This window comes from Companilactobacillus pabuli (genome assembly GCF_014058425.1).
Classification (GTDB): domain Bacteria; phylum Bacillota; class Bacilli; order Lactobacillales; family Lactobacillaceae; genus Companilactobacillus; species Companilactobacillus pabuli.
Window position 1 is genome coordinate 2,242,461 of sequence record NZ_CP049366.1, and the last position, 14,204, is coordinate 2,256,664.

15 protein-coding genes are annotated in these 14,204 nt (G+C 36.3%); 5 read left to right on the forward strand and 10 right to left on the reverse strand.

The genetic code is table 11. The features are described 5' to 3' along the window. Positions 1–2 precede the first annotated feature (2 nt). The 3 genes from nrdE to nrdH are packed head-to-tail and all read right to left on the reverse strand — an operon-like array spanning position 3 to position 2,764. Complete coding sequence (gene nrdE / locus G6534_RS10875; protein WP_182082838.1) at positions 3–2,180, reverse strand: class 1b ribonucleoside-diphosphate reductase subunit alpha; 2,178 nt, start codon at positions 2,178–2,180, stop codon at positions 3–5. Continuing rightward, the gene (gene nrdI, locus G6534_RS10880; protein ID WP_182082839.1) at positions 2,161–2,532 is read right to left on the reverse strand and encodes a class Ib ribonucleoside-diphosphate reductase assembly flavoprotein NrdI; all 372 of its coding nucleotides are present in this window, start codon (positions 2,530–2,532) and stop codon (positions 2,161–2,163) included. The genes nrdE and nrdI overlap by 20 nt, the downstream gene beginning before the upstream one ends. A 1-nt stretch (position 2,533) precedes the next feature. Continuing rightward, positions 2,534–2,764, reverse strand: coding sequence for a glutaredoxin-like protein NrdH (gene nrdH / locus G6534_RS10885; protein WP_182082840.1), 231 nt, complete (start codon positions 2,762–2,764; stop codon positions 2,534–2,536). Positions 2,765–3,029: 265 nt separating this feature from the next. Between nrdH and G6534_RS10890 the strand changes: the two genes are divergently transcribed. Continuing rightward, positions 3,030–3,656 carry an LVIS_2131 family protein gene (locus G6534_RS10890; protein ID WP_059074813.1) on the forward strand — a complete coding sequence of 209 codons (627 nt, stop codon included), beginning with the start codon at positions 3,030–3,032 and terminating at the stop codon, positions 3,654–3,656. Between the two features lie 129 nt (positions 3,657–3,785). After that, positions 3,786–4,715, forward strand: a complete 930-nt coding sequence (locus G6534_RS10895) for a hypothetical protein (protein WP_182082841.1) — start codon at positions 3,786–3,788, stop codon at positions 4,713–4,715. A gap of 42 nt (positions 4,716–4,757) precedes the next feature. On the opposite strand, the gene G6534_RS10900 is transcribed toward G6534_RS10895, so the two are convergent. Further along, positions 4,758–4,967 carry a hypothetical protein gene (locus G6534_RS10900; protein ID WP_010019054.1) on the reverse strand — a complete coding sequence of 70 codons (210 nt, stop codon included), beginning with the start codon at positions 4,965–4,967 and terminating at the stop codon, positions 4,758–4,760. A gap of 84 nt (positions 4,968–5,051) precedes the next feature. Here G6534_RS10900 and G6534_RS10905 point away from each other — a divergent pair, with 84 nt between their 5' ends. The 3 genes from G6534_RS10905 (at position 5,052) to rpiA (ending at position 7,845) form a co-directional block, all read left to right on the forward strand. Next, positions 5,052–5,615 carry a guanylate kinase gene (locus G6534_RS10905; protein ID WP_182082842.1) on the forward strand — a complete coding sequence of 188 codons (564 nt, stop codon included), beginning with the start codon at positions 5,052–5,054 and terminating at the stop codon, positions 5,613–5,615. 204 nt (positions 5,616–5,819) lie between these two features. Continuing rightward, entirely contained in the window at positions 5,820–6,542 is a 723-nt protein-coding gene (locus G6534_RS10910) for a C40 family peptidase (protein ID WP_059074810.1), read from the forward strand. 640 nt (positions 6,543–7,182) lie between these two features. Further along, positions 7,183–7,845 carry a ribose 5-phosphate isomerase A gene (gene rpiA, locus G6534_RS10915; protein WP_182082843.1) on the forward strand — a complete coding sequence of 221 codons (663 nt, stop codon included), beginning with the start codon at positions 7,183–7,185 and terminating at the stop codon, positions 7,843–7,845. Between the two features lie 35 nt (positions 7,846–7,880). Here rpiA and G6534_RS10920 read toward each other — a convergent pair whose 3' ends face one another. The 6 genes from G6534_RS10920 to G6534_RS10945 form a co-directional block, all read right to left on the reverse strand. Next, positions 7,881–9,209 (reverse strand): replication-associated recombination protein A, encoded by a 1,329-nt coding sequence (locus G6534_RS10920; RefSeq protein WP_182082844.1) that lies wholly within the window; start codon positions 9,207–9,209, stop codon positions 7,881–7,883. A gap of 11 nt (positions 9,210–9,220) precedes the next feature. Next, positions 9,221–10,534 carry a glycoside-pentoside-hexuronide (GPH):cation symporter gene (locus tag G6534_RS10925; protein WP_182082845.1) on the reverse strand — a complete coding sequence of 438 codons (1,314 nt, stop codon included), beginning with the start codon at positions 10,532–10,534 and terminating at the stop codon, positions 9,221–9,223. A gap of 7 nt (positions 10,535–10,541) precedes the next feature. Next, positions 10,542–11,048, reverse strand: a complete 507-nt coding sequence (locus G6534_RS10930; RefSeq protein ID WP_059074806.1) for a YagU family protein — start codon at positions 11,046–11,048, stop codon at positions 10,542–10,544. Between the two features lie 616 nt (positions 11,049–11,664). Further along, positions 11,665–11,808 carry a hypothetical protein gene (locus tag G6534_RS10935; protein ID WP_161936662.1) on the reverse strand — a complete coding sequence of 48 codons (144 nt, stop codon included), beginning with the start codon at positions 11,806–11,808 and terminating at the stop codon, positions 11,665–11,667. A 416-nt stretch (positions 11,809–12,224) separates the two neighbouring features. Further along, complete coding sequence (locus G6534_RS10940; RefSeq protein ID WP_182082846.1) at positions 12,225–13,151, reverse strand: ABC transporter ATP-binding protein; 927 nt, start codon at positions 13,149–13,151, stop codon at positions 12,225–12,227. After that, positions 13,151–14,197: an ABC transporter ATP-binding protein gene (locus G6534_RS10945; protein WP_059074804.1), complete on the reverse strand. Its 1,047-nt coding sequence runs from the start codon at positions 14,195–14,197 to the stop codon at positions 13,151–13,153. The genes G6534_RS10940 and G6534_RS10945 overlap by 1 nt, the downstream gene beginning before the upstream one ends. Between the last annotated feature and the right edge of the window lie 7 nt (positions 14,198–14,204).

The following is a 14,204-nucleotide window of genomic DNA, read 5'->3' on the forward strand; positions in this document are numbered from 1 at the left end:
TCCTAGATTGAGCAGCTTTCGCATTCGTTACTGCCGATTTCGTCATTGTTTTCAGTGAAAGTTCTGACATAATAAAGTGATTTGATGCCCTTGTAATAAGCATAGTTACGCAAAATACTTAGATCACGAGTTGTTTGCTTAGTTTCCGTGGCACCTTTCCAGTCATATAGGCCAGCAGGAATTTCTGAACGCATGAATAAAGTCAAACTCATTCCTTGATCAATGTGTTCTTGAGCTGAAGCGTAAGTATCGATAACTTCACGCATATCAGTATCGTAAGCTGACTTGTAATACTTGATCGTGTCGTTACTCAAGAAAGGAGCAGGGAAGTATAACTTACCATTTTTCTTTTCTTGGCGTTCTTCGACTAAACGAGTTACTGGTTGCAAACTGGCACTAGTATTGTTGATGTAAGAAATAGAACCAGTTGGGGCAACGGCCATACGATAAGCGTTGTAAAGACCATCTTTAGCAACTTTGTCCTTCAAAGCAGCCCAATCGGCTGTTGATGGAATAAAGATATTTTTGAAGAGATCCTTAACTGTATCTAATTTTGGAGCATAACTGTTAGCTAAATACTTGTCGAAATATGAACCATCAGCGTATTTAGATTTTTCAAAGTTAGCAAAGGTTTCGTGACGTTCTTTAGCAATGTTGTTACTTTCGACTAAAGTCCAGTAATTGAGCAACATGAAATAGACATTGATGAATTCAATTGCTTCTGGAGAACCGTATTCGAGGTGATGGCAAGCTAAGAAAGTATGCAAGCCCATGGCACCTAAACCGATAGCGTGACTGAGTTTATTTCCATTTTCAACTGGAGGTACAGCAGTGATATTTGAAGCGTCACTGACAAAAGTAAGTGCTCGAGTCATGGAACGGATTGACTTACCAAAGTCGGGACTTTCCATCATATTTAAAATGTTAGTTGAACCGAGGTTACAGCTGACATCGGTACCCAATTTCAAATATTCTTGAGCATCATTTAATTCAGAAGGTACCTGAACTTGTTGAATTTCGGTACAAAGGTTACTCATGATAACTTTACCGTCGATAGGGTTGGCGCGGTTGACAGTATCGATATTCAAGACGTAAGGATAACCAGATTCTTGTTGAAGTTTACTGATTTCATCCTCTAGTTCACGAGCAGGAATCTTGTACTTCTTGATACGGTCGTCGTTGACCAAATTGTCGTATTCTTTGGTGATGTCAACATATGAGAAAGGTACACCGTAGACTTTTTCAACTGAATAAGGGCTAAATAAATACATGTCAGCGTTGTTACGGACTAATTCATAATACTTATCAGGTACGATCACACCGAGGGATAAAGTTTTAACACGGACTTTTTCATCGGCATTTTCTTTTTTAGCAGATAAGAAATCGATAATGTCAGGGTGGAAGACGTTCAAATAGACGGCTCCGGCACCTTGTCTTTGGCCTAGTTGATTACTGTAACTGAAACTATCTTCGAGTAATTTCATAACTGGTAAAACACCAGATGATGAGTTTTCAACACCTTTAATAGGTGAACCGGATTCACGTAAGTTAGATAGAGTAATTCCGACACCACCACCGATACGTGATAGTTGCAAGGCACTATTGATTGTTCGACCGATACTGTTCATGTCGTCAGTTACTTGTAATAGGAAACAAGAAACGTATTCACCACGACGTTTTCTACCAGCATTCAAAAATGAAGGTGTTGCGGGTTGATAACGTTGAGCAATCATTTCTGTGGCTAAGGCTTTAGCTAAATCTTGGTTACCATTAGCATACAAAAGGGCATTAAAAAGAATCCTCATTTCGTAATTTTCCAAATAGAGGTCGCCGTCATTTGTTTTGAGAGCATATTGGTTGTAAAACTTGTATGCTGCCATAAATGATTGGAATTGGAAATGTTGGTCTAGTAAGTCGTGGTATAAGTCTTCGATAAATGATAAAGGATACTTATCAATGACGGGCTTTTCGATGTAGTCACCATCAATTAGGAAATCGATGTGGTCTTTGAAAGTATCAAATTTTTTCGTATTAGGTTGAACATTTTCTTTAAAGAAGGCTTGAACAGCTTCTTTATCCTTGTTCAAAGGAATCTTACCATCAACGGGGATGTTGATTTCGTTATTCAATTTGAAATAACTGAGTTTAGTTGCATCGAGGTTATTTAATCCCAATTTCATTCACTACTTTCTTAAAATTTTCGACATCTTTAGTTGTTCCATTGAATTCGAACTCGAAGACGACAGGAACATTCAAAGCGGCAGCGATGTCTTTAGCTGTGTGGTTATAGAGGGTGTTGAAGTTGCGGTTTCCCCCACCAGCTACACCGACGCAATTTTTAGCATTATCTTCATATTGAAGAAAATCGATCACTGGGTCCATCATGTCGTCATCATAAGAAGGCACGATGAGAATAAATGACCGACCCATTTGATAAAACGGATCGGCATCGGTTATTTCATATCCATCTATTCCCAACTTGTCAACAAAACGCTTAGTTTGGCCAGTGATAGAGTAGTAGGCTAAGTTCACTTTATCCAACTAATTCCTTTAAGCTGTCTGGACGGAAACCGACGATTGGGTCCATTGCTTCATTCATAACGACAGGAACACTTTGGAAACCTTGTTGTTTTAGAGCATCAAGATATTGTGGATTTTGATTGATATTTCTTTCTTCAAAAGGTACATTATGTTCCTTTAGATATCTTTTAGTCATGCGACATTGCATGCAATTGTTTTTGCTATAGACGATTACGTTGTTCATAGTATTACTTCCTCTCATATTCTCATTTAGTATAATCATTAAAAAATATAAACACAATATATTGTGCTCGTTGTAACGGATATATACACGATATAGCGTGGTTATACTGTCATTACAAAAAACGCGCAAACTAGTATGCCCACAGAATTTGTATCGTTTTGCATCTCTATTTCAATTATTTTTTCGATTCGTGGTAAAATTAGCGTAATGACTATTATAAAGTTATGAAGTGTTTAAGACAATTAATTTTAGTTGGGAGAAGACTATGAATTCTTGGAATTTTGTAGGAATTATAGCGTGGATCATTGTAATTGCGCTCTTAATTTTTGTTGTATTCAATATTAGAAATCGTCATTTAAATATTTTAGTTGTTAAAAAGGGAAAAATTACTTGGAAGACGATTTTGACAGATCTGCTAGAAATTGTAGTAATAATTTTAATGGTCAGTGGACTCTTGTATACGAGCTTATTTACGAGAGTTGATTTGACTGATAAAGAAGCTGTATCAGTCTCGTACAAGTATGATCCGATGATCGTACAAACGACTGAAGACGGTCAAGGATACTATGTAAAAATCGATAAGAAACAATCTAACTCCAGTACTGATGTGTATCAATATTGGTTGAACAACTCGACTTATACTGTTTCTAGTCGTGATTCAACTATTTCAGATGCTACCTTGCCATTTACGGTTTCTGGCATCCATTTAGACTGGCCAATGAAGAAGATTAGAAAACTAGATTCTAAATATCAATATGCTTATGTAATTACTGTACAAGCTAAATATAAGAATAATTTCATCAATGGTTTAGGTTTGAAAGCTAACCGCTACGCTATGGAATATCGTGTTTTGAGAGTTCCAGCTAGATCATTTATTGAAGTTGAAAAATAATTAAGAAATCCCACTAGATTTTTGTTCTAGTGGGGTTTTTATTCGATTTTGATATAAACGGTTATTTATGGTAAAAATTCTCGTACCTCATGATAGACTAATGTTTATCTTGATACGAGGGGATTTTGAATGAAAAAAGAGTGGGGCTTAGTAGTAATCCTTGTAGTATTTTTTGTTGGGGGATGTTCTCAAGTGAAACATCACCCTCAAAGGAAGGCTAATGTTACTAAAAAGAGTGTTGAGAAGACTTTAGATTTTACCAAAGGAATTCCAGGACAGCTTCAGAATACTTTTTATCAGTATTCGACTAGTGATGCTTCGGATGAAAGTGATCAATTGTCAGAATTGATAATTAAATCAGATGAAATATTACTCAATGACTTAACTAGTGATCAGGAAACTGAAGAATTATCTGACGTTTCGTATCGTCGTTTGAAAAAGAACACTTATGTACTATACAATGGAAATCTGTTTCGAAAGATTCGTTTATTGGATAATCAAGATTTAGAATTATTTGAAAGTAGGGATGATTATCAAGTAGCGCTGAAATCTTTGGATAAGAAACTATATCATTTAGGTTCTTTACCAGATGGGTTGCGCTTGTCCCCGAAAGATTTAGATAATAAATACTACGTTAATAGTTTGGATTTTCGGGATTATATTAGTTTCAATACTGGAGTTCGTAATTCTTATGAAGCAATAGTTCAGAGTGACGGTTCATTGCAATTTCCGCGGTATTTTCATACGGAGGTTTTGATTAAGAATGGTAAATACGTGTTAAAAACTTTGAATCTTAATGACGCCTCGACTGAATATTACGTTACTTTTTCTAAAAAATCGACTACTTGTTTGAAGGATGATGCAACGAACCAATTGTATTATTTGGAAAAGGATCCTAAACAACAAGCTTTAAAAAAGATGGGGATTGAAGAACCAACTAGTGAATATTATCAAAGGCCAAATAATAAGATAGAATCCAAGACGTATGATTTTGCAGACGACCGAGATGACGATTATTATGATACTTATGATGACTTTGACTTAAATGAAGGTGACTAAAAAAGCAGTATTCCGATAAAGGAACACTGCCTAAGGTATTAATTATTTAGCTTTTTTGATCTTTTTGATGCTGACAACGATCTTATTGTTCAATTCCATTTTGTTGGAGTTATCTTTAGGATCATTTTTGACAATTTCCATCAAAGCTGAATGTTCATAAATCTTTTCAACTTTACCTTGGAATGGATAATCCATATCTTCATCAACGGAGCAATCGTAAACATTACCAACTTTTAGGTCTTCAATTTTCATATGTAAAGTCTCCTCGGATTAATTAATTAACAGATTAGTATAATAATATAGTAGAAGAAATATTTCAAATTATAGGAGTCCAAGATGGATAAAAAGATTATTGTTATAACCGGTGCCAGCGGAACCGGCAAGACTACCATTAGTAAATATCTGCAAGATACTTATCATATACCAAGTGTTATTACTCACACTACTAGATTACCACGTGCAGGCGAAAAAAGCGGGATTGACTACTATTTTGAGACAAAAGAAAGCTTTTTAAAGAACCATTACCTAGAAAAAGTCGAATATAGTGGCAATTGGTATGGTTCTTCAGAAGAAAGCCTTAAAAAAACTTGGGAGAAATATGATACAGCAAGCATCGTTGTCGATACTCAAGGTGCTATTTCATATAAAAAGAAGTACGGTAAAAATGCAGTCGTGATTTTCTTAGAGGTCGATTTGGAAACTGTGACAAAACGTCTGGAGAACCGTGGCGATGAAACTCATCGTCTTAAAGCCCGAATTAATAGTGATGAATTCCAACGAGATCTGCAAATTCCTGACGAATTATCAGGCAAATGCTATAAGATTATTAACAAAAACATCGAAAAAACCAAAGAAAACGTCAACAAAATACTAAAAAACGAAAAAATTAATAAAAAATAATTTCACAAGAAAGCGCTAATCATTGATATATCAGTGATTAGCGCTTTCTATTTTGTGAATAACAAAGTGTAACATTCTTATTCAATTGCTGTAACAATTCTGCAATATTCATAGAGTATTATAGTCATCGTTGAGTGATAAGAAATTAATAATTAATAAAAATTTAAAAAATTAAAAAGCAAATTACTACGGGGGATTTCAATTTTGAATACAAACGTTAAAAAAAGTCTAGTTTCATTTACAGCAGCTGCTGCATTGGCAGTTACAGGTTTAGGTCTATCAAACGCTACTACAACTAAAGCCGCAACACAAATCGTTACAGAAAATGTTCCTTCAGTTGTAACAACAAAGAACATGGCAATGCTTTACACATCACCATCATCATCAGCTAAGACTGCTGGTCGTGCTTTAGCTTCAAATAGTGCATGGCGTGTTGGTGAAGCTGCTAAAGATGACCAAGGTAACATGTGGTATCTTGTTGCTACAGACGAATGGGTTAAGGGTAGTGATGTAACTACACAAACAGCTACTACACAAGCTGCATCAAACTCAGACACAACTTCAGCTTCAACTGCTGACAGTGTTATCAGTACTGCAAAACAATACTTAGGTACACCTTATGTATGGGGTGGTAAGACACCTGCAGGATTTGACTGCTCAGGTTTCACATCATACGTATATCAACAAGCAACTGGTAAGAGCATTGGTTCATACACAGTAGCTCAAGAATCTGCTGGTACACAAGAAGCTGTTTCTCAAGCATCAGCCGGAGATCTATTGTTCTGGGGTAGCAAAGGTTCAACTTACCACGTAGCTATCTACTTAGGTAACAACCAATACATCGCTGCACCACAACCAGGCGAATCAGTTAAGATTTCAACAATCTCAAGCTACTTCATGCCTTCATTCGCTGTTAAGGTTCTATAATATAAATTCAAAATTTAAATCATTCGCATTGGATCATCCGTTTGGATGGTCCTTTTTTGATGGAGAAAATTATGAAGTTAGGAAAATGCTCAGAGATTCCTAGGCTTGTTCCGCTCTCTCATTTAAATGGGCTACGAGATACAGATGTCTGTGCTTTGCTACGCTATGAAAATCATCCACAAGCCCAGGTACCGTGGATAATTCCCATAGCTAGGCAAATGCTCAACATCTAGACGTCTCTCTCCGCCCTCTATTTCAAAAATTCTTCACATTTTATTACAATTTTATTCGTATTTGTAAGTTATTATTTAACCATAGTCAAAAAGCAAAGAGGTGACCGGATGGTTAGATAACTTCCCGAATAGAGATAACCCTTTTAAAAAGATAATTATTGAAAACAATGAATAGAAAAACAAACCCTTAAAACATATATTTAAAAAAATTTAATCCCCTAAAAATAAACTTCAAATATCTCCCCCCTAATAGATATGAAGTCAATTACAGAGTTATTCCCCGTAACTCTAAAAGAAAGAAGCGATATTTATCACATTTATGAATATCACATTAGCTTGCCTATTGGCAGGCTTTTTTTTCGTCTAATTGGTAAAATATAACTGAATTAAAAAATAAGGAGATTGTCATGGAAAAGTTAATTGAATCAGCTTTAAAAATGATTGAACCAAAGATGACCGTTAGTTTTGGGGGCGGACGGACAGTTGGTCGCTTGCTTCGAGCAGTTAAGGATAGTCAATTAGATATTAAGATTGCTAGTCCTTCTGAAGCTACTAGAGAATTATGTAAGGAATTGGAATTACCGGTGACTTCATTAGAAGAAGTGGCTACTTTTGATTTAGCTTTTGATGGATGTGATAGTTTAGATCATCATTTGAACGCTCTGAAGAGTAATGGTGGGATTCACGTTTTTGAAAAACTTTACGCTAACTTATCCAAACGCTACATTATTTTGGCTCCAGAAACTCGTTTTACTAAAGTTTTAAATCCAGATATTCAATTAACTTTGGAAGTTTTAGATTTGGCCATGCCACAAGTTATCGCTGCGGTTGAAAAACTTGGTGGTACTGCAGAAATTCGTCAATCTAGCGATATCGCCGGGATGGTTCGAACGAAAAATGGTAACGGATTACTAGATTGTCATTTTGATGATTGGTCTTACATCGATGAAATTGACGCTGAATTGGGATCAATGGTCGGTGTGATGGGAACTTCTTATTTTAAAGATATTGTGACAGATGCACTGTTAGCAACTGATGATGGTGTAAAGCACGTAAAAAAAGATATATAAAAATAAACCGAAGAGGCTTCGATAGTCTTTTCGGTTTATTTGTTGTGTTCTTCATGCCAATTTTTAATGTAATCGATTCGCTGTTTAAAGAGTTTTTCGCGTCCTTGTTCAGTTGGAGCGTAATATTGATGCCCCAAAACTTCATCAGGAACAGTTTGCATGGTTGTTAATTTATCTTGATAATCATGGGCTAATTTGTAGTCTTTACCGTAACCAAGTTTTTTCATTAACTTAGTGGGAGCGTTTCGGATTTGTAAAGGAACTGGCAGGTTACCATATTTCTTAACATCTTTTTGAGCTTTTAGAAGAGCTTTGTAAGTGGCATTTGATTTCGGAGCGACTGACAAATAGATTACGCACTCAATCAAATGAACGTTACATTCAGGCATTCCTAAGAACTGGCAAGCTTGAAAAGTATTGATGGCGACATTTAAAGCATTCGTGTCGGCCAAACCAATATCTTCAGATGCAAATCGAACTAAACGTCTGGCGATATAAAGTGGATCTTCACCGCCTTCTAACATTCTAGTAGCCCAATAAATCGCTGAATCGGTGTCACTATTGCGCATAGATTTGTGCAAAGCTGAAATAATATTGTAGTGTTCCTCACCATTTTTGTCATAGCGCAGTGATTTAGTATTGAGCAATTGACGGATATCATCGATATTGACGGTAATTTTATCATCTTTAGTTTGAGAATTGATAACAGCCATTTCTAAAGTATTCAAGGCCACTCGAGCGTCACCGTTAGCATAAGCGGCAATTAATTGTAAGGTATCGTCTTGAATATCAATTTCTTTTTTGAAGGCTTTAGGATTATTCAACGTGTTATTCAGTAATTCGACTAAATCATCTTGTGTTAATGATTTTAAAACGAAAACTTTGCAACGAGATAATAGGGCTGAATTGATTTCAAACGAAGGATTTTCTGTTGTGGCACCTATCAAAGTGATACTGCCTTTTTCGACGAAAGGTAAAAAAGCATCCTGTTGAGCTTTGTTGAAACGATGAATTTCATCAATGAAGACAATAGTTTTTTGTCCCATTTCTCGATTGAGTTCGGCTTCTTTCATGACCTTTTTGATATCGTTGATTCCACTAGTAACGGCACTAAAAGTGATGAAATTAGCTTTAGTTTTTTTAGCGATGATTTCGGCAAGGGTAGTTTTACCAACCCCGGGAGGGCCCCAAAATATTAATGAAGGGATTTTATCTTGATCGATAATTTCTCGTAAGATTTTTTTGTCGCCAATCAAATGTTTTTGACCAACAAACTCCTCTAATGTCGTCGGTCTGACCCGATTTGCTAGAGGAGTATTGTTGTCATCTTTATTTGAACTGGCAAAAAGAGATTCTTGTTGCATATTTGCCTTCTTTATTTAATTGCTTGAATAATTTTCTTTTCATTGTATCCCAATAAAATTAAAAACATGATGACATATAAAATTAAGGGGATTAAAGCGTAATTTAAATTGATAGCGGAAATTGTGGCAGCAGTCTGAGCTTTGTTTGAAACATAACCAGAAATCTGCAATGATTCAGCAGTGATCAAACCACCAAGGCCGAGTCCTAGATTAACTCCAAAGTCATCCGTTGAAGCGAGCACGCCTTCAGCTTGAATGCCCATAGCCGTTCCGTAACGAATCGTATCAGCAATCATAATTGAAACTAGTCCAATTATGAAACCACCACCGATACAGTTAATGAAAATACCAATAAATAGAACTGGTAAGTTGGTTGTATAAGCGGCAAAAGTAATAATCAATTGACCGACAAAAGCAGTGATGATTCCCAGTAGCATCGTGTTCTTTTTACCTAATTTGGCCGAAACAAAGTAAATTGCGACGACACCGATTAAGGCAGTGAAGGTAAAACTATTGGCGAAAGAAACTAGATTTTCATCATGAATGACGTATTTGAAGTAGTAAATCGTCGTTTGATTTTTAATTGAAGTCGTCAACCAATATAGGAAGATAACGATAGAAATAACAATCCAAGGTTTATTCTGCTTGAGCATTTTCCAAACTTCTGAAATTGGTTGATGACTGATTTCTTTGTTAGTGTAACGTTCCCTGACATGAAAGAAGGTATTTAAAATCAAAACTAATGAGATGAAACCAAAGAGAATAATTGTGCCTAAGAATCCTTTCTCCTGGTCTCCTTGGCCAAATAGATTGACTAAAGGAATCGTAAAGACAGCCACGATAATTTGAACGGAACTACCACAAAATTGTCTAATAACACCTAGAAGAGTTGTTTCTTGCTCATTGTTAGTCATTGTTGGCAAGATTGAAGTAATTGGCAAATTAACGGCTGTATAGAAAAATCCTAAACCTAAATAAGTAACGTATGCCCAAATAAGTTTCCCAGAGTGTGGAAGGAAATTAGGCGTAACAAAAGTCAAAACAGCGAATACTACATATGGAAATGAGTACCACAAAAAGAAGGGACGACTTTTGCCCCATCTAGAATGGGTATTATCGATCATCACACCAATTATTAAACTTTCAAAGACGTCAGCAGTTCTAGCTACGACAAATAGAATGGCCACCTCATTGGCGGTCAATCCGAAAACGTCAGTATAGAAGAATAATAGATAGGTGGTCATCATTTGAAAGACAAGATTATCCGCTGCATCACTTAAGCCATAACTGATCCGTTCAGTTAATGAGGTTTTCCATTTATTCAAAAGTAACCTACTTAGTTAAGCGACGATATAGTTCACGGCCGACGATATCGTTGGTCCACATCCAAGCAATGTGACCGAGAGCTTCCGATAAGTGTTCTTCAGTAGGTTGGTCTTTAGGACTAGGAACAGTCTTCATCATAGGCATAATACCAATATGGAAGGCCACCCAGATAGCCAAGCCAAAAATTGCGCCGGATCCTTTTCTAATGAATGGTTTATATTCTGACAAGACTTCATAAATAATGGCAAATGAAGTGGAGAAACCAAAGTGCATCAAAAAACTTGCCCAAGGCATTTTTTGTTCAGAATAAGTGTAAGTTCCACGAGTGATTTTCTTAGGAATACCGAATTGTTCCATTAAGGTTTGAGGAGGGTTGACGGCATCACGTTCAGGAGTACGAGGTGGCAAGACATTTTCCCATCCTAGTTTGACAAATCCAGAAACGATACCGGCAGCTGTCCCCGCAACAATGGCTGCTTTCAAATCGACCTTTTGATCTTTCGTTAATTTCATAAAAATCCCTCACTTTATTATTATTTTAATTTAAGTATAAAACAGCTTAAATGCTAATTCAGGTAATTAGTCTTGAGATAGCGTCATAATTTCTTCATAAATTGTTATAAATTAATTCGTAGTTTAGCAATCATTACTTCATAAATCCCCGCTATTATATAAGCATAGTCAAATAACAAAGCAACAAAGCAATTTGTTCTTAGTTATAAGATTATTAAAAATATAAATTATGAATTCCCCCCTAATAAAGAATTTACTTGAAAGAAGTGACCGGATGAAATTGGAAACCGCTCGTAAGATATTATTTTCTTAGATAACTCACTTTACACATGAATAGAAATAAACCCCTATATAAATACTCTATTTTTAAAAAGTTTAATCCCCTTATAAACACATAGATAAAAAACTTTTTCAAATATCTCCCCCCTAAAGATATAAAAAGTTAATTTCCTAAAAAACAATTTGATATTTGTTCCCCGCAAATATCACAAAAAAGAAAACTCGTCGAAATGGCGAGTTTTTTGCTTTTTCAAATTAGGTTAGTCTTAAAATGCTATCATTACCAATCAGATAGCATTTTTTTCTATATTTCAGTAATTAAAAATAAAAGTGCTATCTAGTCCGGAATAGCGAAGAAAATTGGCTCAGATGTGAGATTATTCTTAGCAACTTGTTGCTTAGAATAAGACCGAGCTTGAAGACTTTGCCCGGTTCTGGGCTTAGCAAAGGCTCCAAGTCGTGTCCACATCGTTCCAGCCAAATTCTCTTCGCTATGGAGGACGGAATGCCTACACTAATCAAGGCTTTCTACAATACTAAATGTCGATTTTTCTTCACAATTACTTACGATTTATTTCTCAAAAACCCAATTATTACTTCATATTTGGCCGTTATTATATAAGCATAGTCAAGAAACAAGAGGTGACTCGATGACTATATAAGAAACATTTAAACTAGATAATTAAAAACTTAAAACATGATATTTTTCAATATATTTATCCTCCCCCCTTAAATATATAGAATTTAAAAAGAAAGAAGAAATTGCTTATGACAAACGCAAATACAAAAGGAGCTAGCTTAAAGGCTAGCTCCTTTCTTTGTGTAAAATAATATTTGTTTGGTATTGGATTTGGATTTTGCCGAATAGACTAGGAAATGCTGCACTCATTTTCTGGTCTATTTTTGATATTTCTTAGCCTCTTCGTTACTGCAATATAAGAAGTGGCCAGGTAATACTTCTTGAAGTCTTTGATCATCTTTGAAAGGACTCTTGTGGTCAAAGTCGATTCTAGTACGTTTCTTTTCCACTTCTGGATCAGGAACGGGGATAGCTGACAAAAGGCTTTGTGTGTAAGGATGTAATGGATTGTTATAAATTTCGTTGGATTCAGCTAATTCAACGATTTTACCACGATACATAACAGCGATTCTGTCACTGATGTACTTAACCATGGAAAGATCATGGGCGATGAAGAGATAAGTTAGTCCTTGCTTCTTTTGGATATCTTGCATCAAGTTAACAACTTGGGCTTGGATAGAAACATCAAGGGCTGAAATAGGTTCATCGGCGATGATAAATTGAGGATCAACGGCCAAAGCACGGGCAATACCGATACGTTGACGTTGACCACCAGAGAATTCGTATGGGTAACGAGTCATGTGTTCAGGGTTTAAGTTAACCATGTCGAGCAATTCACGGACTCTTTGGTCACGTTCCTCGTCATTTTTAACTAAGCCGTGGACATCAAGACCTTCAGCGATGATATCCTTAACTTTCATTCTTGGGTTTAATGAAGCATAAGGATCTTGGAAGATCATCTGCATTTCACGACGGAATTCCTTCATCTTAGGTCCGTGGGCCTTGATAGTACTGATGTCTTGGCCATTGAAGAAAATGTGTCCATCAGTTGGGTTGTAAAGTCTGATAATACTACGTCCAGTAGTACTCTTACCAGAACCAGATTCACCAACGAGGCCAAAAGTTTCACCTTTATAAATATCGAATGAAACGTCATCAACAGCTTTAACTTCGTTAGGCTTGCCAATGTTGAAATATTGTTTTAGATGTTTTACGGATACGATTACTTGTTTTTCATCTGCCATTATTTAGCATTGCCTCCTAACTTTTGGAATTTTTCAAAACGTTTTAAGATGCCTGCAGGTGGGGTAACCTTTGGTGCATCTGGATGTAGCAACCAAGTGGCTGCGTAGTGAGTTTTAGAAACTTTGAAGAATGGTGGTTGCTCTTCTTCATCAATTTCCAAAGCATATTTGTTACGTGGAGCGAACGCATCGCCCTTTGGGGGATTCAAGAGGTTTGGTGGAGTACCAGGGATAGAGTTTAAACGATCCGTTTCACTAGTGTCTAGTGTAGGCATGGAATCAAGCAAGCCCCAAGTATAAGGGTGTTGAGGATTGTAGAATACTTCATTAACAGTTCCGTATTCAACGAAGCGTCCGGCATACATAACAGCCACACGGTCAGCAATACCAGCAACGACACCTAAATCGTGGGTAATGAAAATGATTGAAGTACCAATCTTTTGTTGCAACTCTTTTAATAGATCGATGATTTGAGCTTGAACAGTAACATCAAGGGCAGTCGTAGGTTCATCGGCAATTAGAATTTCAGGATAATCAACGATAGCAATCGCGATAACGATACGTTGACGTTGACCACCAGAGAATTGGTGAGGGTAATCATTCATTCTAGCTTTAGGGTTAGGGATACCAACCAAACGAAGTACTTCTTCAGCACGTTGGAGGGCATCTTTTTTGGAAACGTTGTTGTGAATCAAGAGTGGTTCCGCAACTTGTTTACCGATTGTCATAGTAGGATCAAGTGAAGTCATAGGGTCTTGGAAAATCATGGAAATTTTATTTCCACGAATCTTATCCATTTCCTTATCGCTTCTTTGAAGAAGGTCGTCCCCATGATAGAGGACTTCTCCTTTAGAGATTTTGGCGTTAGAAGCCAACAATTGTAGAACGGCACGAACTGTAACGGACTTACCAGAACCAGATTCACCAACAATAGCTAAGGTTTCACCGGCATTTAAATGGAAGTTAACACCACGAATGGCATGGACAGTACCGTTATAGGTATCAAAGTCTACATGTAAATCTTTTACTTCTAGAATTTTTTCCATTTCGATT

What these genes read in the sequence shown, in the direction of transcription:
- nrdE (WP_182082838.1), bottom strand. Translation starts at nt 2,180, where the DNA reads ATGAAATTGGGATTAAATAACCTCGATGCAACTAAACTCAGTTATTTC.
- nrdH (WP_182082840.1), bottom strand. Translation starts at nt 2,764, where the DNA reads ATGAACAACGTAATCGTCTATAGCAAAAACAATTGCATGCAATGTCGC.
- G6534_RS10890 (WP_059074813.1), top strand. Translation starts at nt 3,030, where the DNA reads ATGAATTCTTGGAATTTTGTAGGAATTATAGCGTGGATCATTGTAATT.
- G6534_RS10895 (WP_182082841.1), top strand. Translation starts at nt 3,786, where the DNA reads ATGAAAAAAGAGTGGGGCTTAGTAGTAATCCTTGTAGTATTTTTTGTT.
- G6534_RS10900 (WP_010019054.1), bottom strand. Translation starts at nt 4,967, where the DNA reads ATGAAAATTGAAGACCTAAAAGTTGGTAATGTTTACGATTGCTCCGTT.
- G6534_RS10905 (WP_182082842.1), top strand. Translation starts at nt 5,052, where the DNA reads ATGGATAAAAAGATTATTGTTATAACCGGTGCCAGCGGAACCGGCAAG.
- rpiA (WP_182082843.1), top strand. Translation starts at nt 7,183, where the DNA reads ATGGAAAAGTTAATTGAATCAGCTTTAAAAATGATTGAACCAAAGATG.
- G6534_RS10920 (WP_182082844.1), bottom strand. Translation starts at nt 9,209, where the DNA reads ATGCAACAAGAATCTCTTTTTGCCAGTTCAAATAAAGATGACAACAAT.
- G6534_RS10930 (WP_059074806.1), bottom strand. Translation starts at nt 11,048, where the DNA reads ATGAAATTAACGAAAGATCAAAAGGTCGATTTGAAAGCAGCCATTGTT.
- G6534_RS10940 (WP_182082846.1), bottom strand. Translation starts at nt 13,151, where the DNA reads ATGGCAGATGAAAAACAAGTAATCGTATCCGTAAAACATCTAAAACAA.
- G6534_RS10945 (WP_059074804.1), bottom strand. Translation starts at nt 14,197, where the DNA reads ATGGAAAAAATTCTAGAAGTAAAAGATTTACATGTAGACTTTGATACC.